Raw genomic sequence first — 26285 nt, 5'->3', positions numbered from 1 at the left:
CTGACAGGAGGTCAGTATGGGTTCTTCTCTGCACAATGAGCTGGTACCTCAGATAACACCTCCAAAAGTGCCGTCTAATAGTAAAGCATTAGGTATTCCGGCTGCTGTGGTAGAGAACCTTTTGTTAAAACATCTCTCCGCTTATCCCAAAAGCGATTTGTTGGAGTTAACTCAGCGACTTGGGGTTGTTTCTCATATCGTTGAAGATGCTTTAGTGCAATTACGCAGTCGAAATTGGGTCGTGGTTTATCAACCGAGCAGCGATTTTGCTAACAGTGTTTACTCTGATATTCGGTATGGGCTGACCGAACTTGGTCTGGCTGAGGCGGAGTTAGCTTATCGTAAAGACGCCTATTTAGGACCGTTACCGGTGTCATTAGAAGAGTATATTGAGGTGGTTAAAGCTCAAGATATTCGAATTAATCCCATTACACGTAAAGATGTTGAGCATGCATTGTTCGATGTGTTTGGCTCGGAGCATCTTGTGCCTGTGTTGGGGCCAGCGATAAATTCTGGTCGAGCACTATTGCTTTATGGACATGCCGGTACGGGGAAAAGTTTCGTCGCATCAAAAGTGCTTAATGCTTTGAATACCTCAGTATTTATTCCCTATGCCATTTATGCCGATGGCAACATTATTCGTGTTTTTTCCGCGCAGCATCATCGCCGTTTAGATGATAACCACTCACAAAGTTTTGTCAGTTTAGAGCATCACTATGATAAACGCTGGGTGTTGTGTGAGCGACCGAATATTCAGGTTGGTGGTGAGCTGACGATGGATATGTTGGAAGTGAACCACAATGAGCACAATCGTGTTTGGAATGCCCCTCTGCAAATGATGGCGAATAACGGCATCTTAGTGATTGATGACTTGGGGCGCCAAGCGATGCCCGTTGAAGCATTGCTTAATCGTTGGATTGTACCCATGGAATATCTGGTCGATCACCTTGGCCTACCGAATGGTCAACAGCTCACTGCACCATTTCATCTTACACTCGCATTTTCGTCGAATTTATCGCCAAGTTCTATTGCAGATCCGGCATTTTTACGTCGAATTGGCTACAAGATTGAGTTCTCACCATTAGAGAGATCTGACTATATCGAACTGTGGCATAGCGTAGCCGAAGAAAAATCACTTGAGCTATGTGATGGCTTCTTTGAGCAATTATTTGCATTACATCAAAACAACAAAACAGAATTCTACCCTTGCTTACCTAAAGATTTGCTGGGGATAAGCAGAGATATTCTAGTGTTTGATGAACAACCAAAACGAGTCTCTCCAACGATATTAAGCAGTGCTTGGGGATTGTATTTCACCATTGATTGACAAGGAGATTTCGTCTTATGAGCCGAAGTCAAATTTTAATGTTATTGCTCCTCTCAGTGGTTCTAGGTTTAGGGGCGGTATTTGTCGCGAAACGCTGGATTGATACACAATCTCAGCCAACGGTTGAGTTGGAGCAAGTTGAGCGCCATCCCGTACTGATTGCTGCCAATGAACTTGCCCCCGGTGTTGTTTTAGAAGATAAGCACCTAACCACCAAGCTCATCGAAGTGGATTGGATTACCGATGAGATGCTGAAAACGCCAGAACAGGCGGTTGGTAAGATTGTAACCAATACCATTTACGCTGGTGAGTTGGTTAACCCTGCGCGGTTATCACTACCAGGTGAAGGAGCAACGCTAGCGGCGCTCATTCCTGAGAACAAACGTGCGGTAACGATACGAGTGAATGACGTTATCGGTGTCGCAGGTTTCCTACTACCGGGTAACCGAGTTGATGTCCTCAATACGGTCAGTAATAGCCGGGGTAATTATGCCAATACCCGAACGGTATTAAAGAACATCAAAGTGTTGGCGGTGGACCAAACCGCTAAGACCAACGATAGCAAGCCGGTAATCGTTCGTGCGGTGACGTTAGAAGTGAGCCCGAAGGAAGCGGAAAAGCTACTCACAGAGAACAGCAAAGGTGACATACAACTGGCGTTGAGAAATCCACATGAAGTTGATAAGCCAGTGGTTGCGAAGCGAAAAACCTATGCACCCAGTGTGACCGTCATTAAAGGATCTCAGGCTTCGAAAGTCCGAGTAAGCGATTAGGTGAGTTATGAAAATAATAATAGTGTTCTTATTTCAAATGCTTTTAGTCAGCTTTTCAGCCGGAGCAGTGACAGGCCAAACTGGCAAGGTAATCAGTGTCCCTCATCATCAATCGACACAGGTGGTGATTTCTGGAAAAGCGAAGAAAGTGACGTTAGGTGATCCTGAAGTGGTGGACATGCTAATGCTTCGTTCCAATGAAATGTTGTTGATTGGTAAGCGTTTAGGTACCACCAATATTTCTGTATGGGATTCTCGTGGCCGCATTGTGGAGTCGTTTAATGTTGAGGTGACCCACGATATCAACACGCTAAAAGCTAAGTTGCATCAGTTTCTACCCAATGAGCGTATTGAAGTGCATAGCTCACAAGAGAAGATCGTATTGAAAGGTTTAGTGACCAGTCAGCAGAATATGGATACTGCGATCAAACTGGCTGAAACCTTTTCAATTGGTGAGGCGGCAGATGAAAATAATGACAATAAAGATGAGCAAATTGAAGAGAGCTCAGTCATTAACTTATTGACCATCGGTGGCGCCCAGCAAGTCACACTGGAAGTGACGGTTGCCGAGGTTCAACGTTCACTGGTTCGCCGTTTCGATTCTAACTTCCACTTTTTCCAACGTAGTGGTGATTTTACTTGGGGGGCAACAAGTGCTGGTGGCGGTATTACTGATATCGGTCCAATCCTCAACATACCCGCGGTGGAAGACTTTGGCTTTTTAGGCTCATTTGTTGATAGCAATACACTGTTTACTTTCGCATTGGACATCGCCAAGCAAAATGGGGTCGCTAAAGTGCTGGCCGAACCAAGTCTTACGGCACTCAGTGGTACCAAAGCTGAGTTTTTAGCCGGTGGTGAATTTCCCATTCCGGTGCCCGATGAAAATGGCATCACCATTGATTACAAAGAATACGGTGTTTCCTTAGACTTTGTTCCCTATGTTCTTAGCGACCAAAAAATCAATTTAAAAATGATGGTTGATGTGAGTGAAATCGCGAACTCGGGTGTATTGGCCTATAACCCCAATGAGATCAATGCCACTTTTCTCGTGCCACCGATTACCAAGCGTAGTGCGGGGAGCACGTTGGAGTTGGCTGATGGCCAAACCATCGGGATTGCCGGTTTGCTGAGTGAAAATGCGCGTAATGTGGCGAATGGTATTCCGGGTATTTCAGATGTCCCTGTTCTTGGGCAGTTATTTAAGTCAGAAGAGTTTACTTCTGGTGAAACGGAGCTGGTTATTTTGGTGACGCCAAGATTAGCCAAACCGATCGATAGACGCAGAATAACATTACCAACCGATGGTTTTGTTAATCCTAATGATGTTGAATTTTACTTGCTTGGCCAAGGGGCTCGATTGGACTTCGATAAATATCGATTGCCAACCAATACGCAAGTAAATGAGCAAGACACAATGGAATTCAGTTCGGCTGATGGTGGTTCTGAGGGCAAATTCGGGCACAGTTTGTAAGGAGGCGACAATGAAAAACACAATCGCAATGAGCATGGTTTTCATCGCATTTGGCCTTGCAGGCTGCGCGAATGACCCTGAACTAGGTATTACTGTATCTCAATTAAAAGCAGAGCAAACGTACAACCCCAATGCATGGCAAGAAAATTTAGGTTATGTGCCGGATGGTAATGGGCAGCGCTCTCAAGTGAGTTTAGAGACATACAACAATAACGGGGTCACCAAGGAACAAAAGTGAGCGATCGCTTAGGAGGAACTTATGGTGGTTCTCAATAAAGGCGTACTGAAGAGAAAGCAGCAAGGCATCACATTAGTGCTGATAAGCCTAGTTATGTTGTTTTTGCTCGGTATGGCTGCATTTAGCATCGATTTAAATCATCAGGTGTTAAATAAAACCAGATTACAAAATGCGGTCGATTCTGCCGCTTTAGCGGGCGCGGTCGTCGTTGATGAAACAGGAGATGTGGCTTTAGCCGAGACGGCAGCCCGTGAAACGCTAACCAATTTTATTGGTGAAGATGGCAATAGTGAACTGGGTGTTCTAGATGGTAATACCGTGGTGACATTCTCTTCTGATCTTGAAACCTTCGTAGCCGCGGGTGCATTTTCGCCCTCAGCAGGTGAGGATGATATCTATGTCCGAGTGGCAACAATCGATATCGAACTGAATCAGTTTCTAAGTTACATCTTCGGGATTGATAAAAATGTTTCAGCCAGTGCGGTTGCCGGTCGCAGTGCCTCGATCTCTGAGGTGTGTAATTTAACCCCAATTGCCATGTGTGGCGATCCGTTGGGCAGTGCGACGGATGCTTGGGGTTATCAACAACCGGGTGTCGATATTCTTAACGCGGCAGATAACTCCCCCGATCAGATTCACGAATTAAAAATTGGTTCACAAGGTAGTACCGATATGGGGCCGGGTAATTTTCACTTGCTCGATTTTAGCCAGCCTGGCGGTAATGGACAAGGCGGGGCTGCCTTGGTACGTGAAGCGCTTGCTGGTGGGTATGATGGCTGCGCGATTATCGGTAATACGGTGACGACTAAACCCGGTAATAGTATCGGCCCTGTCGCTCAAGGCTTGAATACACGCCTGAATAATTTTAAAGGGCCGATGAAGGATGATGGCACCTATTTACCCGATAAATATGTGAAGGAACCGGATATTCCTGCTGAGCCGGGAGAAGAGTATACCGATGATTTTTACTACAGCAATTATGTCCAAGAGCTGGCAAGTTGTGCGAGCGGTGGTAGTTGTGATGGTAATAATTATTTGGGTGATGCTGGGTCTAACGGGCGCCGAATTCTACGCATTCCGATTGTCGATTGTACCGACGCTGGTGGTAAAACAAATTATGACGTGTTGGGCTTCGGTTGTTTTTTCTTGCTGCAAAGTGTTGAGCAAACCGGTAATGCCTCTGTGTTTGGTCAGTTTTTATACGACTGCATGATCAATAACGGTTCGACAGGGTTAGACCCTGACGATGCCGGTTTGTATCGAATCCAATTGTATAAAGACCCATTTAGTGGGGCATCGTGATATGAAAACAATTAATCGATGTACCTATGGTGTCGTCACGGGCGAGACAATATCGACAAGAAACAAGCAACAGGGCTTGGCTGCGCTGGAGTTTATTATCGCGCTACCCATGTTATTGATGCTGGCGGTTCTGGTGATTGATGTCGGCCGAGCTTTGATTCAATACACTCAAGTGAACAAAGCACTGCAAAATGGAGTTCGCTATGCGGTGGTGGATACGTATGGCACGCTCGATTTTGGCTCGATAGCCGATGAAGCCAACATTAAAAATGTTGTTGTGTATGGAACGCCTACCACGACCGGGACTTCAGAGCCTTTACTGGATCATTTAGGCCTTGATGATGTTGCCTTAACGGCCCCAACGGGAGCAAGTAAAGAGGTGACGTTGTCTGCTTCTTATACCTATGTGCCTTTCTTTTCGGAACTGCCTTTTTCCGATGTATCACTAGCGTTTACCTTTGATGCAGCAACGAAAATGAGGACAGCACCATGATAACTCTACATAAAAAGGTACGGCAAAAAGGGGTCACCCAAGTCGAGTTTATTCTTATTGCCACGACGGTATTACTGCTGCTGTTCGCTATTTTGGAATTTGCCGCGTACTTCTTTTCAGTGCAGATGGTCAATGAAGTGACGCGTCGGGCGGCGCGTTTAGCAACGGTTTGTTATATCAGTGATCGAGACGATATTAAGCAGCTTGATTCACTGACTAATTTATACCCGGCTGATTTTACGAGCGATAACTTGGAAATTACGTATCTGGGTTCTGATGGGGCTGAAATCGATGTGTCTGGTTTTGTCTCATCACCACCTGCCGATGATGCGACGCTAGAAGATCAGTTTAGGCAAATACGTTATGTACGAGCGCGCTCGATTAATTATACCTACAACTTTGTTGTGCTCTCGCTTTTGATTGATTTGATCGGTAACACACCTGCGTTTGAAACGATTTTACCTGCAGAAAGCTTAGGTATTTTACGACAATCCAGCTCATCTGGTGAAGACAGGACAGACTGCTAAGAGCTAAGGAAGCTGCATGATGTTAAAAACAGTGAATATTGACCACGATAAAAATTATAAAACGCTGAAAACGAATCTCACACTCTGGGTTGTACACGCTAGCTCGACGTTTAAGCTGCATATCGAAAAAGTGCTTATGGAGTGTATGAACCTCAATATTGAATGGATTGAGTTATCACACTTTAATCCTGACATGCTCGATACCAAAGCAAAGCCTGATCTTGTTTATATTGAGGTCGGTGATGGCTGGGCGCAAAAAGTCGCGCATGTTTTCTCCTCAAACCGACATTTGGCAGGGGAAAACAGCAGTTTGATTGTTTTCGGTGCAGAAAATGATACCGCCTCATTGAAAATGGCATTGCGCTTAGGGGCGTCGGATTACTTTTCTCAAGAGGTTGACCTGGGTGAGCTCTACCCAATGTTGAAAGTAACAGCGGAAGAGAAAGTCGCAGCAAGAAATATGGGGAGTTTAACGCTCTTTGTTAACACCAAAGGTGGCTCTGGCGCAACGACGCTGGCCACCAATACGGCGATAGAGCTGGCAACTTATGCGAAAGGCAATGTGCTGCTAGTGGATCTCGATACACAGTTTAGTGATGTTTCGGATTATCTTAATAGTCGGCCAAAATACAGCATGAATGACGTGATTAATTCGATCAGTGATTTAGATGAGTTGTCATTAGAAGGATTGGTTTATAAACATTCATCAGGGCTTAATTGCCTGAGTTTTAGCCCGGATACGCGCCAAGAGAATTATAAATTGGCCAATCAAGTGAGTAAGTTATTACCAATATTACGTCAATTCTACGCGCATATTGTGGTTGATATGTCGCACGGTATTGAGCCGGTATTTCAGCAGATTATTTCACCAGCGACACACATTTACTTAGTCTTACAGCAAAATATTACCTCCGTTAAACATGCAACGAATTTAGTACGTAGTTTGGAATTCGACTATGGTTTAAAAAGCGAGCAAATTGAGTTAGTGGTGAATCGATTTGAAAAAAATGCCCCTATCTCTATGAAAGATATCGAAGAAACACTAAAGAATAGCTCGGTTGTACTGGTGCCGAATAATTATCAATTAGCGGTAGAGTGCGCCAACTTAGGCAGTCCTATTGTGCAAGCGAAGCGACATAGTGCAATAAAAAGCGCGCTAGAAGACTTGTCACATAAGATTGAACAGCCGAAAGAGAAGAAACAAGGCTGGTTCGGTAAGCTATTTTCTTAACGGGGGATTATTATGTTTTTTAAGCGTAAAAACGTCAGTCAGTCACTGCAAGATGTCCAATCACCCCAATCTCATTCAGAGGCTATACATGAGGTTAGTGAAGGGGATTCCAGTGAGAAACTTACCGCAATGGACGCCAAATTGAAGTTGATGGATGAGCAAAAACGTCAACTCGAACAAGAGCAAGAAGTGAAGCATTATTATCACAAAAAATTGCTCGATACTTTAGATTTAGGTGTGCTCTCTCAACTGCAAGAGGAGCGGGGACGAGAAGAGCTACGCGAAGCAATCATTCGCCTTATCGGTGACGATAAGACGCACCCGTTGAGCTCTGAAGCGCGAGTTCGCGTTATTAAACAAATCGAAGATGAGGTGTTTGGTTTAGGCCCCTTGGAGCCGCTACTCGATGATAATACCATCTCTGATATTTTGGTTAATGGACCCAAAAATATCTTTGTCGAACGTTTTGGTAAATTAGAAAAAACCCCTCATACCTTTTTAGATGATCGTCACTTACGTAATATCATTGATCGTATTGTTAGCCAAGTTGGTCGCCGTATTGATGAAGCTTCACCTATGGTGGATGCTCGTTTAAAAGATGGCTCGCGCTTTAACGCCATTATTCCCCCATTGGCGATTGATGGCCCATCAGTCTCTATTCGTCGATTCTCTGTTGAACGACTCAACATGAACAATTTGCTTGAGCTCGATTCTCTCTCTGATCCTATGGCGCGTTTTCTCAATGCCGCAGTTGTCGGTGAGCTTAATATTCTGATTTCAGGTGGTACGGGTTCAGGTAAAACCACGACGTTGAACATCCTGTCGGGTTTTATTCCTAAAGATCAACGCATTGTCACCATTGAAGATTCAGCCGAATTGCAACTGCAGCAACCTCATATTATTCGCCTTGAAACACGCCCAGCCCTGAGGAATCCCCTAATGATTTTGATAAAAATCATAAATTTAAGGTAGATGCACATCTTGTCATGTGATCAAATGGTTCTGAGAAAAATCAATAACCAGACAACAAGATGTGCGAACTCGATATTTTACACGACTCTCTTTACCAATTCTGCCCTGAATTGCACTTAAAACGACTCAACAGTTTAACGCTGGCTTGCCACGCATTACTTGAATGTAAAACGCTCACTCTTACCGAACTTGGTCGTAACCTGCCAACGAAAGCCAGAACAAAACATAACATCAAACGAATCGACAGATTGTTAGGTAATCGTCACTTGCACAAAGAGCGACTCGCTGTATACCGTTGGCATGCCAGCTTTATCTGTTCAGGTAATTCGATGCCCATTGTTCTTGTTGACTGGTCTGATATTCGTGAGCAAAAACGGCTTATGGTATTGCGGGCTTCGGTGGCACTACATGGTCGTTCTATTACTCTTTATGAGAAAGCCTTTCCGCTTTCAGAGCAATGTTCAAAGAAGGCTCATGACCAATTTCTAGCCGACCTTGCAAGCATTCTACCGAGTAACACTACACCGCTCATTGTCAGTGATGCTGGCTTTAAAGTGCCATGGTATAAATCCGTTGAAAAGCTAGGTTGGTACTGGTTAAGTCGAGTCAGAGGGAAAGTGCAATATGCAGATTTAGGTGCGGAAAACTGGCAACCTATCAGCAACTTACATAGCATATCCTCAAGTCGCTCAAAGACTTTAGGCTATAAGAGGTTGACTAAGAGCAACCCAATTTCATGTCAAATTGCACTGTATAAATCACGTCCTAAAGGCCGAAAAAATCAGCGTTCGACACGGACTAATTGTCATCATCCGTCACCTAAAATCTACTCCGCTTCGACAAAAGAACCATGGGTTTTAGCGACTAACTTGCCCGTTGAAATCCGAACACCAAAGCAACTTGTTAGGCTCTACTCGAAGCGTATGCAAATTGAAGAAACCTTCCGAGACTTGAAAAGCCCAGCCTACGGTTTAGGCCTCCGTCATAGCCGAACTAGCAGCTCAGAGCGCTTTGATATCATGCTGCTAATCGCCCTAATGCTTCAACTGACATTTTGGCTTGCTGGAGTTCATGGTCAGAAACAAGGTTGGGATAAGCACTTCCAAGCTAACACTGTCAAAAATCGAAATGTACTCTCAACAGTGCGCTTAGGGATGGAAGTTTTGCGGCATTCTGGCTACACAATAACGAGGGAAGACTTGCTCGCGGCTGCAACCCTGCTTGCTCAAAATCTATTCAAACATGGTTGTGCTTTGGGGAAATTATGAGGGGATCCCTCAGGATTTAGTACTGAGGAATCCCCTAATGATTTTGATAAAAATCATAAATTTAAGGTAGATGCACATCTTGTCATGTGATCAAATGGTTCTGAGAAAAATCAATAACCAGACAACAAGATGTGCGAACTCGATATTTTACACGACTCTCTTTACCAATTCTGCCCTGAATTGCACTTAAAACGACTCAACAGTTTAACGCTGGCTTGCCACGCATTACTTGAATGTAAAACGCTCACTCTTACCGAACTTGGTCGTAACCTGCCAACGAAAGCCAGAACAAAACATAACATCAAACGAATCGACAGATTGTTAGGTAATCGTCACTTGCACAAAGAGCGACTCGCTGTATACCGTTGGCATGCCAGCTTTATCTGTTCAGGTAATTCGATGCCCATTGTTCTTGTTGACTGGTCTGATATTCGTGAGCAAAAACGGCTTATGGTATTGCGGGCTTCGGTGGCACTACATGGTCGTTCTATTACTCTTTATGAGAAAGCCTTTCCGCTTTCAGAGCAATGTTCAAAGAAGGCTCATGACCAATTTCTAGCCGACCTTGCAAGCATTCTACCGAGTAACACTACACCGCTCATTGTCAGTGATGCTGGCTTTAAAGTGCCATGGTATAAATCCGTTGAAAAGCTAGGTTGGTACTGGTTAAGTCGAGTCAGAGGGAAAGTGCAATATGCAGATTTAGGTGCGGAAAACTGGCAACCTATCAGCAACTTACATAGCATATCCTCAAGTCGCTCAAAGACTTTAGGCTATAAGAGGTTGACTAAGAGCAACCCAATTTCATGTCAAATTGCACTGTATAAATCACGTCCTAAAGGCCGAAAAAATCAGCGTTCGACACGGACTAATTGTCATCATCCGTCACCTAAAATCTACTCCGCTTCGACAAAAGAACCATGGGTTTTAGCGACTAACTTGCCCGTTGAAATCCGAACACCAAAGCAACTTGTTAGGCTCTACTCGAAGCGTATGCAAATTGAAGAAACCTTCCGAGACTTGAAAAGCCCAGCCTACGGTTTAGGCCTCCGTCATAGCCGAACTAGCAGCTCAGAGCGCTTTGATATCATGCTGCTAATCGCCCTAATGCTTCAACTGACATTTTGGCTTGCTGGAGTTCATGGTCAGAAACAAGGTTGGGATAAGCACTTCCAAGCTAACACTGTCAAAAATCGAAATGTACTCTCAACAGTGCGCTTAGGGATGGAAGTTTTGCGGCATTCTGGCTACACAATAACGAGGGAAGACTTGCTCGCGGCTGCAACCCTGCTTGCTCAAAATCTATTCAAACATGGTTGTGCTTTGGGGAAATTATGAGGGGATCCCTCAGCGCCCAGCCAATATTGAAGGAAAAGGGGAGATCTCCCAACGAGAACTGGTAAAAAACTCGCTGCGTATGCGCCCAGATCGAATTGTGATTGGTGAGGTGCGTGGCAGTGAAGCGGTCGATATGTTGTCAGCCATGAATACCGGCCACGATGGTTCTTTAGCCACGATTCACGCCAACACGCCTCGTGATGCGTTGAGTCGAGTTGAGAATATGTTTTCGATGGCGGGTTGGAGTGTTTCAACCAAGAACTTGCGGGCGCAAATTGCGTCAGCGATTCACTTAGTCGTACAGATGGATCGTCAAGAAGATGGTAAGCGCCGTATGGTGAGCATTCAGGAAATCAATGGTATGGAAGGCGAGATCATTACCATGTCAGAGATCTTTGCTTTTAAACGTCAAGGCGTCGATAAAGACGGCAATGTGCTCGGTAATTATGTTGCGACCGGCATTGTGCCAAGTTGTCATGATCAATTGGTGAAACGCGGATTAGACATACCGTTTGAGCTCTTTAACGAAAAATCATAAAAGGAGGCAGGGATGCAAAGTCAAATGCCGCTCTTCTTTATTCTACTTTTCTTGTCGGTTTTTTTGATAAGTCAGGCACTCATCTTACCATCAGTGGGTAAGAAGGTTCGTCATAAGCAGCTGATTAAGCGCCTAAAAGATGGTCACAATACGATTGATGCGGAAAGCGTCAATCTACTGCGAGAAAATGCTTTAAAAGATCTCAATGCGTTAGAGAAGTGGCTGATTCGCTTCCCTCTGTTCGAAAGCATTAAAAAGAAACTCGAACTGGCGGGGATTACGGTCAGTTTCAGTAAGTTTCTCTTTCTCTCATTTTTAGCCGGTTTAGTGTTTTTATTGGTGTTATTGCTACTCAACCAAATCTGGTACTTCAGTGTTGGTGCGATGTTTGCGATTTGGGTGGTGGAGTACATCATTGTCCAAAAGATGATTAATGATAGGTTGCAAAAGTTTGAGGAGCAATTGCCCGAGGCGCTCGATATTATCAAGCGGGTTTTGCAAGCTGGCCAGCCATTAAACAAAGCTTTTTATGAGGTTGGTATTGAGATGCCAGGCCCATTGGGACCTGAATTTCTCAACACTTACAACTTGTTGAATTATGGCTATGACTTACGTTTGGCTATTTTACAGATGTCAGAGCGTACGCCTACAATCTCGATGTTGGCCTTTTCCAGTGCCGTCTTATTGCAGAAAGAGACCGGTGGTAATCTCACCGAAAATCTCGATAAGTTATCGCGTCTATTACGTGCTCGTTTTAAGCTATCACGAAAAATTCGCACCATTTCAGCTGAATCTCGCATGTCGGCTTGGGTTTTAGTGCTTGCTCCCTTTGGCCTATACGCCATGATTTACCTGATTAATCCTGAATATATCCAAATCCTCCATTCCGATCCACGCGGATTACGCATGGTTGGGGCCGGAATGATCGCCTTACTATTAGGTACATTGTGGATTCGAAAAATCGTCAACATTGAGGTGTAGCTATGAATATGCAAACGGTTTTCGATTGGATAAATAGCAGCAGTGTTGACCAAGAGTTGCTCTTTATGGCGTTTATCTTGGTGACCACGATTCTCATCGTCATGACTCTGGGCTTTGCTGTTATGGGTATCAATTCTCCGTTGCGCCGTAAATTGGCGGAGTTATCGGGCAATAAAAACGCTCAACCGAAAAACAGCAACAAGATGGTGGATACGCTTGAGTCGTTAGCACCAATTATGTCGCCGAAAAGTGAGAAAGAGCGTCAAACGACGAGAGATAAATTGATGCATGCGGGCTTTCATCAGGGCAATTCATTGTCGCTATTTTATTCAATCAAGTTCGTCACCTCTATCTTCGGCATGATGGCTGCCACGGCAATTTACATCTATTTTCCAGACAATAAATACCTGTATGCCTATATGGCGCTGGTGGTTGGTGTCGGATTATTTTTTCCCGACTACATTCTCGGAAGAATGGTCAATAAACGTCAGCATCTTATTCGTGCTGGAGTGGCCGATATGCTCGATTTATTGGTGGTTTGTACCGAGTCAGGGCTGGGTTTTAACGCGTCATTACGCCGAGTTGCCGATGAACTCGTTATCTCTCACACCGAGTTGGCGGATGAGTTAGATACGGTATGTGTAAAAATTCAAGCGGGTAAAACTATGCCGGAAGCGTTGCGAGAGCTAGTGGTACGTACCGGTATTGAAGAGATTAGTGGTTTGGTGAGTATGTTGAGTCATGCATCTAGAATCGGCGGAAGCTTGGTGCATTCTTTGCGTGAATATACCGAGGATTATCGCGATAAACGTCATCAAGCAGCAGAAGAAAAAGCGGCCAAAATTCCAGTAAAAATGATGTTTCCAATGGTGATGTTTATCTGGCCGTGTTTTTTCATTGTCGCAATTGGTCCGGCACTTATTTCATTGATGGATGCATTTGCTCAGTAACGCACAACCCAAAGCGTAAGGTAGGGAAGATTATGTGGATAAAAATACAAACAATAGCGTTAGCACTGGTCGTCATGTCGGGGTGCTCCTCATCGGATCCAGCGGATAATTTTGATTCATCACTTTATGCCGGTAAACCGATTGAAAGTCTCTCTAATGCGGAGCCGCCAAAAACGGAAAAAGAAGCATTGGCGAGAGGTGATATGGCACTGGCGAATAAGGATATCGACTTAGCCTTGTATGAATATTTACGTTCGTTAAGTTTTCCCAATGCTGAGTACAAAGATAAGACTCTTTATACTGTGGGTAAAATTCATTTAACCGCGCCAAATCTAGAACTCGCGGAACGCGCGTTTAAAGCATCGCTGCAAGAAAACCCCAATAATGTTGGAGCGTTAGAAGAGCTGGGTTCTCTGTACAGCCGTAATGGGCGAACGGATGAAGGGATGAGTTATTACATTAAAGCGGTTAATGCTGATTTGCTTCGTCTGGGTGAGAACCCTACCATTACCGCGGATAACTTGTCAGTAGAGTCGGTGGCAGAGTTAAAGCATGACGCTCAGTCTCCGGATGGTGCCTACAATGGCTTAGGTGTTTTATTAGATGTCAAAGGGGAGCACGACTTAGCTCAGTCGCTATTCGTCAGTGCGATCGAAATTGATGACAAAAATTTAGATGCCATCATTAATTTGGGTTACTCCTATTATATGTCGGGTGATTACCCTAAAGCGGCGGTGTACACCAAAGCTGCCGTTATGCGTGATGAAAACAATGAAAAGGCGCTTAATAATTTGGCCTTAGTTTACCTCGCGCAAGATAAAGTAAGACAAGCACTGAATGTGTTCAGCCGTCATTTAACTACACCGGAAGCGCTCAACAATGTCGGGTATTTTCTGATTCTGCAAGGCAAGGCAGAGCAAGCAATTCCTTACTTGCAGCAAGCGATTGATAAAAATCCGAGTTACTATGAAGTCGCCAATCGAAATTTGGAGCGAGCACTATCGATTGTGCGAGAGCAAAGCTCTTCATTAGTGACGATTCAATAGTTCAATCTGAGCCGTTATTACTCAGCAAGCAAAAAACAGCGCAATTGCGCTGTTTTTTTGGCTAAATGAGAAAATATCTAGGTTTTGATGTTATGACATTAAACCGCTCAGAAAACCCGCTACGATAAAGGCAATAACCATCCAGATGATTGGTAGTTTCAACTGTTTTAGCAGGAAGAAACCGGCCAGTATCAATGCGACATCTAATGGGGCATTGACCGCACTGGTAAATACAGGTTGATAGAGCGCTGAAACCAGTAAGCCGACTACGGCCGCATTGACGCCGCTGACTGCGCCAGCCACTTGTGGCTTTTGCGCCAATGATTGCCAGTTTTTCAATACCCCGAGCAGCAATAAGAAGCCCGGAAGAAAGACCGCAACGGTTGCCACTAGAGCACCGACAATTGGCGCATTTGGTTGTAGCTCATACCCAATGTAAGTGGCAAAGGTAAACATTGGCCCAGGCACGGCTTGTGCGGCAGCATAGCCGGTTAAAAAGGCATCTTGGCTGAGTTGGTCGCCGACAATATTTTGCAGTAGTGGCAGGACGACATGACCGCCACCAAAGACTAAGCTACCCGCTTGGAAGAAGTCATTAAATAGGCCAAGGGTTGGTGTTAAGTGTGTGAACAGTGGCAACCCGAGTAGCAGCACAACAAAAAGCGCTAAAGGCGCAATGCTCGGTTTAAAGGGGCGTGGTTCGCAAGGCGTTTCACCTTTAAGATACTTTGTGCCAATCAGTGCCGCAATTACCAAGACAATCATTTGTGTGGCGATGCTTGGCATGATGAGCAGTGCAATGGCTGTCATCAGACATAAACTCACCGACAGTGTGCCTTTGCAAAAATTCTTATACATCCCCCAGGTTGCATCGGCAACGACGACCACAGCCAGTAATTTTAGACCATGTACGATGCTTTGAAAGGCCGTCGTTTCGGTGACTTGGCTTGAAACGACAGCCAGCAATACCATGATCAATACCGATGGAAGGGTAAAGCCAATAAATGCCGCACAAGCGCCTAATAGTCCACCCCGCTTGTAGCCGATAGCAAAGCCAACTTGGCTTGACCCTGGGCCTGGTAGGAATTGGCTGAGCGCCACGATTTGCGCGTACTCACTGTCATCGAGCCAGTTAAGTTTTTCGACGAAGGTTTGGCGAAAGTAGCCAATATGGGCAGCAGGGCCGCCGAAGCTGATCCAGCCAAGCCAGAAAAAGATTTTAAATATGGAGAGCATCAGTGCTTATCCTATCAATCAAGACTGCCTCTACTTTAAAAAAAACGCTATGATGATTCAAATTGATAGTTTTAATTTTATGTATGAATGAAATGGGATGAGCAATGGCGTTATTAGATGATATTGCATGGCGAAATATTGACTTAAATCTATTGGTGACTTTCTCCTATCTCTATCGTTACCGTAGTGTCAGTGTTGCGGCGAAAAAGAGTTTTGTTAGTCAGTCAGCGATGAGCCATAGTTTGTCGCGATTGAGAGTGCTGTTGGATGACCCACTGTTTGTTCGTAAAGGGCATAAAATGGAACCAACGGATCATGCTCACCATATTGCGCCAACTCTGCATCAACTGCTCAATAGTATTGCGAAAGATTTGTTGACGAAATCAGCCTTTGATCCCTTCAAATATTCAGGGGTGTGCCGGATTGGTTTAACGGACTATGCGGAGTTTATTTTTGCCCCTGCGCTGTACGATGAGATCCTAACTAATGCACCTGATGCACAAATCAGTTTTATCAACGTTAATCGCAGTAATTACGTTGCTCTGGTTGAGCAAGAAAAGCTGGATATCGTGATTGGCAGCATGCCAGTGTTGGATGATGACTTTGAGAGCCATTATTTATACACCGAGAAACATGTTTGCTTAGCTGATAAACAAGCTCTGAATTTAAGTGGTGAGTTGACTCTAGAAGCCTTTGCTCAGATAGAGCAGGCATTGGTCAGCCCTGATGGGAGTCTATCAACCCAAGTGGATAAGAAGTTAGCTGAACACGGATTAACTCGCCGAGTGACAGTGGCATCTCGTAACTTTCTCACCATTCGAAGCTTGCTTAAAAAGCGTCGATTGATCGCGATTGTACCGGAAAAAATGGCTAATGCTGAGGGATTTGATGATCAGCTGACTACGTTCCGCCCACCTGTTGCGGTGGCTGATTTTGATATTGCGATGCTATGGCATAGTAGTCGCAGCAGTGAAGACAAAAACATTTGGTTACGAACTTTGGTTGAGCGAGTGGTTTCGCCCAAGTCTGTTTCAAGTGAGTAAGTGGTGCTTTAGGTACGAGAGCATTGAATGTCGTGTTAGATATCTAACACGACATCATGGAGAAAGCTTAAGCTTTCTTTAGGGCGCGCTGAATTTTGACGGAAGCATAGGCAATAATGCAATAAGCAAGCAATTCACTGCCTTCTTCCACTATTGTCTTAACATCTCGTACATAGTGGGCACTCATTACGCCTTTCCAGAAATCGCCCATACCCATTAGACGTGAATAAACCAATAAAAGTATTAAGCCTAGAACCAGTAGGTTAGCGTACGAAGTATCCAAGATAACGGCTAGCTGAGTAATGGTTTGTTTGCCATTTCGTGCCGCATAAATCAGTGCAGAAATAGTGGTAAAAAGTGCAGGGTAAACCCAAAAACCATGAGAAATATGATCGAGCCAGCCATCGTTTTCACGAATAAACATCACTAAGAAAAATGCGCCAATTAACACCGCGGCATGCTTTAGCGTTGGGCGTTGTTTGGCGATGAAAAAGAATGAGGCACTTGAAATCGCCAGCATAACGAGTTCGAGCGTTTCAGTTACAGAGGCTTCACCAACTTTATTGCCTAAAAAGACATAGTCCATGCGCAGCGCGACGTTAACCAGTAGACAGATAGCGACAGCAATTAAGGCATTTTGAAAGCGTTTTAAAATGATTTTCGAACTTGATTTATCCAGAGCAAACTCCTCTCTAAGAGTCGTGTCACTGGTATGAGTATAGATGTCAGTTTTCATAATGATAAAAATGGGGGGAATGAGAATTCGGTTTAAAGGATAGGGTTTGGCGCACTTCTTTTGTCAGAAAAATGTAAAGAAACGAACGCTGTACAATTGAAGCGCATAATAATCAATCACTTAATTATTTATGATATTTTGTCATCATTAAATGACAAATGCATCAATTAATAAGCAGCTTGTATCATAAGGTGAGAAAGATTCACTGTGATGATGGGTTGCTATGTCAATTGATAGCGAGTCCACACTTTACTGCGCCAGCGCTGAGCCATAATCAGCCCTCTAAACCATTCATCAAGTGCAATCGCCATCCATGCGCCGATAACGCCGTATCCCCAGTGCACGCCAAGTAGATAGCTAAACAGCACACCAAGTCCCCACATGCTAAAAATGCCCATTTGCACCGGAAACTTAATATCACCGGCGGCTTTAAGTGCTGAGATGAAAATCAGGTTAAATACGCGCCCGGATTCGAGCAAGATAGAGCCCGCGATCAGAGTGGCCGTAAGCGCCGCAATTTCGGCTTGGTCGGTAAACCATGCAATGATGATGTCACTGCAAAAGTAAGTCGTGATGGTGACAATATTTGTCACGATAAAGCCGACCAAAAAGTACTTTTGTACGCGAATGAGAATGCTGTCAATTAGCCCTCGGCCAATAAAGTAACCCGCTTGAATTTGGCTTGCTTGGCCTAAAGCAAGCGCAAAAGCAAACGAAATACGAGCAATGTTTTGTGCATAGGTGAATGCCGCTAAGGATGCCGTACCCATTTGAACAACAAAGTAAATGATGGTGATTTGGGCCAAGTTGTAGGCAAGCACTTCGCCCGCATTCATTGAGCCAATCCGTACAATCCGACGGTAAATGTCTCGTGGAATGGCGCGCCATTGAGCAAAAGGCAATTCAATATCAGAATTTCGTACCTTATAACAAAGCATGACGGTACTCAGTATTTGAGCAAAAACGGTCGAGATTGCCACACCTTGTACGCCGTAGACCGGTAAACCGAAAGGTTGGTAAAGCGCGATATAGTTACCAACAATATTAATGACACCTGCGATTAAGTTCACCACCATCGGTGAGCGAGAGTAGCCATGACTGCGCAAGATTGTGGTGAGAACGATACCCATCGTGACATTAAAAGTCATCGCGCCACTGATTAGTAAATATTCTTGTGCGTAATGCTCAACTTGAGCCTCTAATCCATAGTAAGGCAATAGAGAGTAGGCTGCGCAGACGGCGAAAAGGCTGAGAAATATGCCGACAAAAGCAGACATAATGACACTGGCAACCCCGACGTATGCGGAATCTTGTTGACGATTAGAGCCATTGTATTGCGCGATTAAAATACCCGTGCCACTACTGACCATAGAGGAAATGATGATCAGAAAGAAAGAGATCTGTGCAATTACTCCAACCGCTGACACCGCTTTATCTGAATAGCCGCTAAGCATAAATACATCGCTGGTATTGAGTGCGGTGCGAAGCATGATTTCGATAAACAACGGCCACGTAAGGGCGATTATGCTCATGCGTTTATCGATGGTGTTGGGCGCAGATGACATTGGGGTGCTCGATCAGTCGGAAGTTAGCCACAATAAATGGCGGGCTATTATATCGGCGACTTTTTGAACGTATAATGCACTTTCTCACTTAATGAGAAAGCGCTAATTAGTGTTAGAACTAACAATAGAGATTAACGGGTGAGCTAATAGGCGATCGATTTTTTGCATCACTTCCTGGGTTACGCCCGCAAGGTTGCCATATTTTGGATCGTGACGATCATCTTCGCGTGGATGATGCCAGCCAATGGTATGTTCAATAAATTGCTCGGCGAAGCTTTCTGAGATCTCTAAACAACCGGCTAAAACGGTATCAACATAGGTTTGCATTATAGGGCTGATAATGCAGGGCGGAATAGCTTGTTCTGTAATGTAGATCCAGACGTTATCGCGCTCACTGAGTTCGAGTGCACTTACCAATGCGCTAGGATGTAATTTGATCCTCTTATAGCCACGTTCACGGTGGTCAAACTCACTCAGTTGGCCACTATCGAGTTGCAGTAAGACGCCGTTCACCATGCCTTCTCCTTTGGTGACAACCAAGGGGGCGAGTAAATAACTCTCATCAACTTTTCCCCAGTAGCGACATAAACCATGAGCAATCGCCGGTGTGGCAGTGGATGTTTGGCCGGTCAGTTGACGTGACGCTGAGTTCATTAAGCTGCCATAACCAAAAATATAATCACTCATATTACTTCCATTTGATAAAGAGACATTTGCTCAAGAGATAAGTTAAATCATAGCGAGAATGAGCACCGCCCAAAAGTGCAATCTGTTTGATGTTATCGCTACTCGTTATAAGTCACTTTGACTTCTTGTTGTGTTATGGACTTACTTTTGTAAGTGTCATAATGACTTATATTATAAACTTATTTATTTAAGTGGCTGATAAATAAACAAATAAAAAGTGGTATAAAAGATGCAAATCAAACAGTGCAATTGTAAAGAGTTACTGTTTTCGGAGTTCCATTTTGCTCAATATTACTGATAAGCGGGTTGAAGATAAAATCCCCGCTGTGTTACGCCTCGGTTTTCGTCCCTTTTTTCTGTTGGGAAGCGTTTATGCACTGATCGCCATTCCTCTTTGGGTATGGATGTTTCGTACCGGTCAACCATCAGCTCTGCAAGTTCCCGCGTTGTGGTGGCATGTGCACGAGATGCTGTTTGGTTTTGCTATGGCCATTGTGGTCGGTTTCGTTTTGACGGCAGTGCAAAACTGGACGGGGGTTAATGGAACCAAAAGTTATCGTCTTTTAGCCATTGTGGCGCTGTGGTTGACACCTCGCTTGCTACTCTGGACACCTACGCCACTTTGGCTAATCTCGATAATTGATGCGCTCTTTCTTGCTTTTGCCGCGTATGAAGTGGCGTGGAGAGTCTTCCAAGCTAAAGGTTGGCGCAATCTGTTTTTTGTACCGTTATTTATCTTGGCTATCGTCGCCAACTTCGCCAGTTATGCCTGTGTGAAAGGGATGCCACCGTTTTCAGCATCGGCAGTTTGGCAAGCGATGCTTTGGTCTGAGGAATCCCCTAATGATTTTGATAAAAATCATAAATTTAAGGTAGATGCACATCTTGTCATGTGATCAAATGGTTCTGAGAAAAATCAATAACCAGACAACAAGATGTGCGAACTCGATATTTTACACGACTCTCTTTACCAATTCTGCCCTGAATTGCACTTAAAACGACTCAACAGTTTAACGCTGGCTTGCCACGCATTACTTGAATGTAAAACGCTCACTCTTACCGAACTTGGTCGTAACCTGCCAACGAAAGCCAGAACAAAACATAACATCAAACGAATCGACAGATTGTTAGGTAATCGTCACTTGCACAAAGAGCGACTCGCTGTATACCGTTGGCATGCCAGCTTTATCTGTTCAGGTAATTCGATGCCCATTGTTCTTGTTGACTGGTCTGATATTCGTGAGCAAAAACGGCTTATGGTATTGCGGGCTTCGGTGGCACTACATGGTCGTTCTATTACTCTTTATGAGAAAGCCTTTCCGCTTTCAGAGCAATGTTCAAAGAAGGCTCATGACCAATTTCTAGCCGACCTTGCAAGCATTCTACCGAGTAACACTACACCGCTCATTGTCAGTGATGCTGGCTTTAAAGTGCCATGGTATAAATCCGTTGAAAAGCTAGGTTGGTACTGGTTAAGTCGAGTCAGAGGGAAAGTGCAATATGCAGATTTAGGTGCGGAAAACTGGCAACCTATCAGCAACTTACATAGCATATCCTCAAGTCGCTCAAAGACTTTAGGCTATAAGAGGTTGACTAAGAGCAACCCAATTTCATGTCAAATTGCACTGTATAAATCACGTCCTAAAGGCCGAAAAAATCAGCGTTCGACACGGACTAATTGTCATCATCCGTCACCTAAAATCTACTCCGCTTCGACAAAAGAACCATGGGTTTTAGCGACTAACTTGCCCGTTGAAATCCGAACACCAAAGCAACTTGTTAGGCTCTACTCGAAGCGTATGCAAATTGAAGAAACCTTCCGAGACTTGAAAAGCCCAGCCTACGGTTTAGGCCTCCGTCATAGCCGAACTAGCAGCTCAGAGCGCTTTGATATCATGCTGCTAATCGCCCTAATGCTTCAACTGACATTTTGGCTTGCTGGAGTTCATGGTCAGAAACAAGGTTGGGATAAGCACTTCCAAGCTAACACTGTCAAAAATCGAAATGTACTCTCAACAGTGCGCTTAGGGATGGAAGTTTTGCGGCATTCTGGCTACACAATAACGAGGGAAGACTTGCTCGCGGCTGCAACCCTGCTTGCTCAAAATCTATTCAAACATGGTTGTGCTTTGGGGAAATTATGAGGGGATCCCTCAGTGCTTTGGTGGTTCACCCTATTACTGGCGGTTATGGGCGGACGGGTTATTCCTTTCTTTACTGCACGTCGTTTTAATTTTGACAAGCCACAACCTTTACTATGGCTTGAGTGGCTGGGCAACCTTCCATTACTGGCTTTATTTGTGTTGAGCTTCTTCCCATTAACCTTTGCTGAACTCAGCCAGCCGTTGATGGTGATTGCGGGGGTTGCTCAGTTGATCAAAGTACTGCGTTGGAAGCCGTGGCGAACGCTGAAAGAGCCTTTGGTTTGGTCGCTGCATTTGGCTTATTTGTGTATTCCGTTGAGCTTGCTGGCGCGCGGTTTATGGCAGAATGCCTTTGCCCAACACAATATGATTCATCTGTTTGCAATTGGTGCACTGGCTGGGCTTATCTTAGCCATGGTCACTCGTGTCACCATGGGCCATACGGGACGCGCAATTTATCAAGGGCCGAAAATGGCATGGGCATTTGCATTGCTGTTTATTGCTGCCTTAGTGCGTAGTTTTGGTGTGGCATTGTTGCCTGCGCAAATGCTGGTGATGATAGATGTTAGTGCGACTTTGTGGGCGATCGCTTTTACTTTGTTTATCGTCAAGTTTGGTTTCATGCTGGTGACGCCACGTGTTGATGGTCATCCGGGTTGATGCGTGACTTAAACTTCGCACCATAGAAAAGAAAAAGGCTTAGCGAGTGCTAAGCCTTTTTTGATCAAATAACGTTCTCATTGAAATCTTTCTGGAAATAGAGCACTTTTTGCAAGTAGCGACGCGCTTCTGCTTTTGGGTGTTTGGTGGTCAGCGTGTCGTAGACTTGTTTTGGCGATGAGTTATTCAACTTCACCATCGCTCGCTTACGGTCGCTGCTATCAAAGGCTGAGAGCACACCACCAGTGCCGCCGTTATAAGCGGAAATCATACTAAAGTGCATCGAAGTTGGGTGTTTGACATCACGTAGGTAGCGGTTTTTTAGAATATAGAAATAGGCCGCACCAGTATCAATATTATTGGCGGGATCAAACAAGTATTCCTTGGTTGGAATGCCCGGTTTTTTCTTCACTAAATTAAATACGTCAGCACCGGCCGTTTTCGGGATCACCTGCATGAGGCCATACGCGCCAGCATGACTGACCGCATAAGGGTTAAAGCTACTTTCAGTTTTGATGATTGAATAGATCAAATCTTCAGGAATATCATAGCGATTTGATGCTTCGCGAATAAGGCCGGCATATTGATACTCACGCTGCTCTAAATGATCTTTCACCATGTTGATTTCAACGTAGTAAGCATTACCACGCTTGATTGGTTTACTTTGTAACTTGTTCGCCATCAAATAGTCCGCATAGCGGTTAGCGCGCCATTCCCATTCGATCGGTTTACCTTCGTGATCAACTACTTGTCCAAGTAAGAAAGGTTTGCCGCGTAGAATGGCTTCTTTATCGCTAAATAGTTCGGCATGTGCCGGATCAGCAGGCATCAATAGCGTTTGCGTGATCGCTTTTTGCAGTTTTTGCTGTGGTTGGTTTTGTGCAATGGTGGAGACGTAAATCTTACCTTGGTCGAAATCGATATGAGCACGAGTATTGTAGCCATCAAGGTATTTTACGTAGCGATGCTTTCCGGCCTCAACAAACTCATCTTCTCCCCAGCGGTCTTTGGCAAGTTTTGCTACATAAGCCAGTAATTGATTGATATTTTGCTGTTGATTAGCACCAGGCTGATAAATTGGTGGATAGACTGATGGCGGTGCTTCACAGGCACAATTTTGTGGCTCGTCGGGCGTAAAAGAACAGCCGGTTAACAATACGAGCGATAGATAAACGATTTTTTTCATTAGAATAATTAAGCTTCGAACACTGCAGGGCGAGTTTGATAATAAGGAGCGGAGCTTAATAGCTACAATTGAATATTTCTATGGTTATAATAAAAATCCCCGCAATTAATTGCAGGGATTGATGATTTCAATGTTTGAGCAACGTAATTAGTTGTTCTTATGTAGCTCTGCGTTGAGTTCAACTGCGCTCTTGTTTGCCAAACATTCGATTTGACCGGTTACCGAGTTGCGGCGGAATAGCAGATCAGAAACACCAGCAAGATCACGTGCTTTGGCCATTTCCACTTCTTTACCTGCAGAATCTAGCATGCGCACTTTCGAGCCTGCGGTTACGTACAGGCCAGATTCGATAGTACAACGGTCACCCATAGGGAAGCCTAGGCCAGCGTTCGCGCCAAGTAGTGAGTTTTCACCGATAGAAACCACCACTTTGCCACCGCCAGATAGCGTACCCATGATTGATGCGCCGCCGCCGATATCAGAGCCGTTACCAACCACAACACCCGCAGAAATACGACCTTCAACCATGCTTACGCCAGTGGTACCCGCATTGAAGTTGATAAAGCCTTCGTGCATGACAGTGGTGCCTTCACCCACGTGTGCGCCCAGACGTACGCGAGAAGTATCCGCAATACGAACGCCAGTTGGTACCACGTAGTCCACCATTTTAGGGAACTTGTCGACACAATCGACGCTTAGCGCGCGACCAGCTAGGCGAGCTTCAATTTGACGCTCAGCCAATTCAGGAAGATCGATAGGGCCTTCGTTAGTCCATGCGATGTTGTGCAGTAGACCAAAGATACCATCTAGTACCGTGCCGTGCGGTTTCACTAGACGGTTAGAGATCAGTTGCAGTTTCAGGAAGCCTTCAGCAACAGATTGAGGCTGTTCATCTGTTGCCAACACAACCAGTACAAGTGGTTGTGCAGATTCAGCGGCTTTCGCGGCGAAAGATGCATTCGCAGCGTCACCATGAGCGGTAAAGGCCGCAGCAAGTTCTGCACTTTGTGCTGCAGAGATTTCGATAGCTTGGTTGCCTTGCTCATAACCTGCGATGGCTGCTAGTGCGTTAACCAGTGCATCATTTGGGTTAAGTAGAGGGTGTGGAAAAAACGCTTCGATGATTTTACCGTCACGGTTTTTTGTCGCGCTACCAAAGGCAACAGAAAAGAAAGCCATAGTTAATCTCCATGTGTTGAGTCTTTTTATCTCGCCGATTCAATGGCAAGAGATTGAAATAGTGTTATAGCAATAATGTTGTAGCCATAATAAAGAGACTCTTGAGCAGTGGAAAGAGGATTGGTACAGAAAGTCTATCAACGGATATGCTTTGTCGTTTTAGCGACACTTTCGTCTGATTGGAAAGAAAGAGAATCGAGAGGCGAGAGACGAGAAGTAGAAAAAAGAAGAGAAGCGAAAAGCAGAAGCAAAAGCAAAAGCAGAAACAAAAGCGATAAAGAGTTGGGAAGGGCGAGAGAAGTTAAATGAAAAGATAACCTCGAAGATAGAGACGTGGAGAGTGATACAGAGTAGAGCAGCGAAAGGCTGCTCTACCTTTTAGGGGGGGAGTCGTAGACTAAGCGGCTTGCAGTTTTAATTCGCTTACTGCGACAGCAAGAGCGACAGTGGCTCCAACCATTGGGTTATTACCCATACCGATGAAGCCCATCATAGCGACGTGCGCTGGTACAGAAGAGCTACCCGCAAATTGCGCATCTGCGTGCATGCGGCCCATGGTATCAGTCATGCCGTAAGAAGCCGGACCTGCTGCAACGTTATCAGGGTGCAAAGTGCGCCCTGTACCACCACCGGATGCGACCGAGAAATAGGCTAATCCCTCACGGTTACGCTCTGTTTTGTAGATACCGGCAACGGGGTGTTGGAAGCGCGTTGGGTTGGTCGAGTTACCAGTAATGCTAACGTCGACTTGTTCTTTGTGCATGATGGCAACACCTTCACGTACATCATCAGCGCCGTAGCATAAGATCTCGCCACGCGCGCCTTGAGAAAAACGACGACGTTCAACTTCGTGTAATTGACCTGTTTGATAATCAAACAGGGTTCGAACATAAGTAAAACCATTAATGCGCGAGATGAGATAAGCGGCATCTTTACCTAAACCATTTAGAATCACTTTCAATGGCGATTGACGAGATTTATTGACGTTTAGAGCAATTTTTATCGCCCCTTCCGCCGCGGCAAAAGATTCATGACCAGCAAGAAAAGCAAAACAGCCACTTTCTTCATTCAATAAACGTGCGGCGAGTGCGCCATGACCAATTCCGACTTGGCGCTGTTCTGCGACGCTGCCAGCCTTAGTAAATGCCTGTAAGCCTTCACCAATGATATTTGCCGCTTGTTCTGCATTTGCTGCCTGACGGTAAATCGCGAGAGCAGTACCTAAAGCATAGGCGTCTGCCGCACTTTCAAAAGCGATAGGTTGGGTATCAAGTACCAGAGCTTTGGCATCAATGCCATGCTCACGACAATATTGATGAGCTTGCTCAATCGAAGCCAAGTTCATTTCACTTAGTACACGATGGGCTGATGGGGTTAGTTGGGTGGTCATA

22 protein-coding genes and 4 pseudogenes are annotated in these 26285 nt (G+C 44.8%); 19 read left to right on the top strand and 7 right to left on the bottom strand.

All coding sequences use genetic code 11. The features are described 5' to 3' along the window. Positions 1 to 16: 16 nt before the first annotated feature. The 15 genes and pseudogenes from RJD38_RS03415 to RJD38_RS03345 all read left to right on the top strand — a co-directional run bounded on the left by RJD38_RS03415 (position 17) and on the right by RJD38_RS03345 (position 14458). A complete protein-coding gene (locus tag RJD38_RS03415) occupies positions 17 to 1327 on the top strand; it encodes an AAA family ATPase (protein WP_065545066.1) in 1311 nt (436 codons plus the stop codon). 17 nt (positions 1328 to 1344) lie between these two features. Then, positions 1345 to 2100 (top strand): Flp pilus assembly protein CpaB, encoded by a 756-nt coding sequence (cpaB, locus tag RJD38_RS03410; RefSeq protein ID WP_005594125.1) that lies wholly within the window; start codon positions 1345 to 1347, stop codon positions 2098 to 2100. Positions 2101 to 2107: 7 nt separating this feature from the next. After that, the gene (locus RJD38_RS03405; protein ID WP_040757854.1) at positions 2108 to 3574 is read left to right on the top strand and encodes a type II and III secretion system protein family protein; all 1467 of its coding nucleotides are present in this window, start codon (positions 2108 to 2110) and stop codon (positions 3572 to 3574) included. Between the two features lie 10 nt (positions 3575 to 3584). Next, positions 3585 to 3812, top strand: a complete 228-nt coding sequence (locus RJD38_RS03400) for a hypothetical protein (protein ID WP_005594127.1) — start codon at positions 3585 to 3587, stop codon at positions 3810 to 3812. Between the two features lie 21 nt (positions 3813 to 3833). Then, positions 3834 to 5114: a TadE/TadG family type IV pilus assembly protein gene (locus tag RJD38_RS03395; protein WP_065545067.1), complete on the top strand. Its 1281-nt coding sequence runs from the start codon at positions 3834 to 3836 to the stop codon at positions 5112 to 5114. A 109-nt stretch (positions 5115 to 5223) separates the two neighbouring features. Beyond that, a complete protein-coding gene (locus tag RJD38_RS03390) occupies positions 5224 to 5607 on the top strand; it encodes a TadE/TadG family type IV pilus assembly protein (RefSeq protein WP_231893164.1) in 384 nt (127 codons plus the stop codon). Next, positions 5604 to 6134 carry a TadE/TadG family type IV pilus assembly protein gene (locus tag RJD38_RS03385; RefSeq protein ID WP_065545068.1) on the top strand — a complete coding sequence of 177 codons (531 nt, stop codon included), beginning with the start codon at positions 5604 to 5606 and terminating at the stop codon, positions 6132 to 6134. Before RJD38_RS03390 ends, RJD38_RS03385 begins: the two co-directional genes overlap by 4 nt. Before the next feature lie 19 nt (positions 6135 to 6153). Further along, positions 6154 to 7365 (top strand): AAA family ATPase, encoded by a 1212-nt coding sequence (locus RJD38_RS03380; RefSeq protein WP_065545955.1) that lies wholly within the window; start codon positions 6154 to 6156, stop codon positions 7363 to 7365. A gap of 12 nt (positions 7366 to 7377) precedes the next feature. Next, positions 7378 to 8289: pseudogene (locus RJD38_RS03375) on the top strand (CpaF family protein); the annotation flags it as partial. Between the two features lie 107 nt (positions 8290 to 8396). Then, positions 8397 to 9605 carry an IS4 family transposase gene (locus tag RJD38_RS03370; RefSeq protein WP_032073033.1) on the top strand — a complete coding sequence of 403 codons (1209 nt, stop codon included), beginning with the start codon at positions 8397 to 8399 and terminating at the stop codon, positions 9603 to 9605. A gap of 129 nt (positions 9606 to 9734) precedes the next feature. Continuing rightward, the gene (locus RJD38_RS03365) at positions 9735 to 10943 is read left to right on the top strand and encodes an IS4 family transposase (RefSeq protein WP_032073033.1); all 1209 of its coding nucleotides are present in this window, start codon (positions 9735 to 9737) and stop codon (positions 10941 to 10943) included. Between the two features lie 13 nt (positions 10944 to 10956). Next, a pseudogene (locus RJD38_RS03360) lies at positions 10957 to 11481 on the top strand (ATPase, T2SS/T4P/T4SS family); the annotation flags it as partial. Between the two features lie 12 nt (positions 11482 to 11493). Continuing rightward, positions 11494 to 12462, top strand: coding sequence for a type II secretion system F family protein (locus RJD38_RS03355; protein WP_005594133.1), 969 nt, complete (start codon positions 11494 to 11496; stop codon positions 12460 to 12462). A gap of 2 nt (positions 12463 to 12464) precedes the next feature. Beyond that, positions 12465 to 13412, top strand: coding sequence for a type II secretion system F family protein (locus RJD38_RS03350; RefSeq protein ID WP_005594134.1), 948 nt, complete (start codon positions 12465 to 12467; stop codon positions 13410 to 13412). A gap of 32 nt (positions 13413 to 13444) precedes the next feature. Further along, complete coding sequence (locus tag RJD38_RS03345) at positions 13445 to 14458, top strand: tetratricopeptide repeat protein (RefSeq protein WP_065545070.1); 1014 nt, start codon at positions 13445 to 13447, stop codon at positions 14456 to 14458. 90 nt (positions 14459 to 14548) lie between these two features. Here RJD38_RS03345 and chrA read toward each other — a convergent pair whose 3' ends face one another. Next, a complete protein-coding gene (gene chrA / locus RJD38_RS03340) occupies positions 14549 to 15694 on the bottom strand; it encodes a chromate efflux transporter (protein WP_065545071.1) in 1146 nt (381 codons plus the stop codon). Between the two features lie 104 nt (positions 15695 to 15798). Between chrA and RJD38_RS03335 the strand changes: the two genes are divergently transcribed. Then, a complete protein-coding gene (locus RJD38_RS03335; RefSeq protein WP_065545072.1) occupies positions 15799 to 16737 on the top strand; it encodes a LysR family transcriptional regulator in 939 nt (312 codons plus the stop codon). Between the two features lie 67 nt (positions 16738 to 16804). Here RJD38_RS03335 and RJD38_RS03330 read toward each other — a convergent pair whose 3' ends face one another. The 3 genes from RJD38_RS03330 to RJD38_RS03320 form a co-directional block, all read right to left on the bottom strand. Beyond that, positions 16805 to 17473 carry a hypothetical protein gene (locus tag RJD38_RS03330; RefSeq protein ID WP_065545073.1) on the bottom strand — a complete coding sequence of 223 codons (669 nt, stop codon included), beginning with the start codon at positions 17471 to 17473 and terminating at the stop codon, positions 16805 to 16807. 221 nt (positions 17474 to 17694) lie between these two features. Next, on the bottom strand, positions 17695 to 19038 hold the full coding sequence (locus RJD38_RS03325; protein ID WP_005594142.1) for an MATE family efflux transporter: 1344 nt from the start codon (positions 19036 to 19038) through the stop codon (positions 17695 to 17697). Positions 19039 to 19140: 102 nt separating this feature from the next. After that, positions 19141 to 19725 carry a gamma-glutamylcyclotransferase family protein gene (locus tag RJD38_RS03320; RefSeq protein ID WP_065545074.1) on the bottom strand — a complete coding sequence of 195 codons (585 nt, stop codon included), beginning with the start codon at positions 19723 to 19725 and terminating at the stop codon, positions 19141 to 19143. 281 nt (positions 19726 to 20006) lie between these two features. On the opposite strand from RJD38_RS03320, the pseudogene RJD38_RS03315 reads away from it, so the two are divergent. The 3 genes and pseudogenes from RJD38_RS03315 to RJD38_RS03305 all read left to right on the top strand — a co-directional run. Next, positions 20007 to 20552, top strand: a pseudogene (locus RJD38_RS03315) (NnrS family protein); the annotation flags it as partial. Positions 20553 to 20660: 108 nt separating this feature from the next. Then, positions 20661 to 21869, top strand: a complete 1209-nt coding sequence (locus tag RJD38_RS03310) for an IS4 family transposase (protein WP_032073033.1) — start codon at positions 20661 to 20663, stop codon at positions 21867 to 21869. A 9-nt stretch (positions 21870 to 21878) separates the two neighbouring features. Continuing rightward, positions 21879 to 22529 (top strand): annotated as a pseudogene (locus RJD38_RS03305) (NnrS family protein); the annotation flags it as partial. A 64-nt stretch (positions 22530 to 22593) separates the two neighbouring features. Here the strand turns inward: RJD38_RS03305 and mltC are convergent. The 3 genes from mltC to RJD38_RS03290 form a co-directional block, all read right to left on the bottom strand. Next, complete coding sequence (gene mltC / locus RJD38_RS03300; protein ID WP_005594147.1) at positions 22594 to 23715, bottom strand: membrane-bound lytic murein transglycosylase MltC; 1122 nt, start codon at positions 23713 to 23715, stop codon at positions 22594 to 22596. Positions 23716 to 23862: 147 nt separating this feature from the next. After that, on the bottom strand, positions 23863 to 24894 hold the full coding sequence (gene dapD / locus RJD38_RS03295) for a 2,3,4,5-tetrahydropyridine-2,6-dicarboxylate N-succinyltransferase (RefSeq protein WP_005594148.1): 1032 nt from the start codon (positions 24892 to 24894) through the stop codon (positions 23863 to 23865). A gap of 397 nt (positions 24895 to 25291) precedes the next feature. Next, positions 25292 to 26284: a GGGtGRT protein gene (locus tag RJD38_RS03290; RefSeq protein ID WP_065545076.1), complete on the bottom strand. Its 993-nt coding sequence runs from the start codon at positions 26282 to 26284 to the stop codon at positions 25292 to 25294. Position 26285: the final 1 nt, after the last annotated feature.

It is taken from the genome of Vibrio scophthalmi, assembly GCF_040869025.1.
Classification (GTDB): Bacteria; Pseudomonadota; Gammaproteobacteria; order Enterobacterales; family Vibrionaceae; genus Vibrio; species Vibrio scophthalmi.
This window is presented reverse-complemented; position numbering and strand designations above follow the sequence as displayed.

Bases quoted from the DNA above. Each gene is read 5' to 3' on its own strand.
- RJD38_RS03415 (WP_065545066.1), top strand. From the start codon at position 17: ATGGGTTCTTCTCTGCACAATGAGCTGGTACCTCAGATAACACCTCCA.
- cpaB (WP_005594125.1), top strand. From the start codon at position 1,345: ATGAGCCGAAGTCAAATTTTAATGTTATTGCTCCTCTCAGTGGTTCTA.
- RJD38_RS03405 (WP_040757854.1), top strand. From the start codon at position 2,108: ATGAAAATAATAATAGTGTTCTTATTTCAAATGCTTTTAGTCAGCTTT.
- RJD38_RS03400 (WP_005594127.1), top strand. From the start codon at position 3,585: ATGAAAAACACAATCGCAATGAGCATGGTTTTCATCGCATTTGGCCTT.
- RJD38_RS03395 (WP_065545067.1), top strand. From the start codon at position 3,834: ATGGTGGTTCTCAATAAAGGCGTACTGAAGAGAAAGCAGCAAGGCATC.
- RJD38_RS03390 (WP_231893164.1), top strand. From the start codon at position 5,224: ATGTTATTGATGCTGGCGGTTCTGGTGATTGATGTCGGCCGAGCTTTG.
- RJD38_RS03385 (WP_065545068.1), top strand. From the start codon at position 5,604: ATGATAACTCTACATAAAAAGGTACGGCAAAAAGGGGTCACCCAAGTC.
- RJD38_RS03380 (WP_065545955.1), top strand. From the start codon at position 6,154: ATGTTAAAAACAGTGAATATTGACCACGATAAAAATTATAAAACGCTG.
- RJD38_RS03370 (WP_032073033.1), top strand. From the start codon at position 8,397: ATGTGCGAACTCGATATTTTACACGACTCTCTTTACCAATTCTGCCCT.
- RJD38_RS03365 (WP_032073033.1), top strand. From the start codon at position 9,735: ATGTGCGAACTCGATATTTTACACGACTCTCTTTACCAATTCTGCCCT.
- RJD38_RS03355 (WP_005594133.1), top strand. From the start codon at position 11,494: ATGCAAAGTCAAATGCCGCTCTTCTTTATTCTACTTTTCTTGTCGGTT.
- RJD38_RS03350 (WP_005594134.1), top strand. From the start codon at position 12,465: ATGAATATGCAAACGGTTTTCGATTGGATAAATAGCAGCAGTGTTGAC.
- RJD38_RS03345 (WP_065545070.1), top strand. From the start codon at position 13,445: ATGTGGATAAAAATACAAACAATAGCGTTAGCACTGGTCGTCATGTCG.
- chrA (WP_065545071.1), bottom strand. From the start codon at position 15,694: ATGCTCTCCATATTTAAAATCTTTTTCTGGCTTGGCTGGATCAGCTTC.
- RJD38_RS03335 (WP_065545072.1), top strand. From the start codon at position 15,799: ATGGCGTTATTAGATGATATTGCATGGCGAAATATTGACTTAAATCTA.
- RJD38_RS03330 (WP_065545073.1), bottom strand. From the start codon at position 17,473: ATGAAAACTGACATCTATACTCATACCAGTGACACGACTCTTAGAGAG.
- RJD38_RS03325 (WP_005594142.1), bottom strand. From the start codon at position 19,038: ATGTCATCTGCGCCCAACACCATCGATAAACGCATGAGCATAATCGCC.
- RJD38_RS03320 (WP_065545074.1), bottom strand. From the start codon at position 19,725: ATGAGTGATTATATTTTTGGTTATGGCAGCTTAATGAACTCAGCGTCA.
- RJD38_RS03310 (WP_032073033.1), top strand. From the start codon at position 20,661: ATGTGCGAACTCGATATTTTACACGACTCTCTTTACCAATTCTGCCCT.
- mltC (WP_005594147.1), bottom strand. From the start codon at position 23,715: ATGAAAAAAATCGTTTATCTATCGCTCGTATTGTTAACCGGCTGTTCT.
- dapD (WP_005594148.1), bottom strand. From the start codon at position 24,894: ATGGCTTTCTTTTCTGTTGCCTTTGGTAGCGCGACAAAAAACCGTGAC.
- RJD38_RS03290 (WP_065545076.1), bottom strand. From the start codon at position 26,284: ATGACCACCCAACTAACCCCATCAGCCCATCGTGTACTAAGTGAAATG.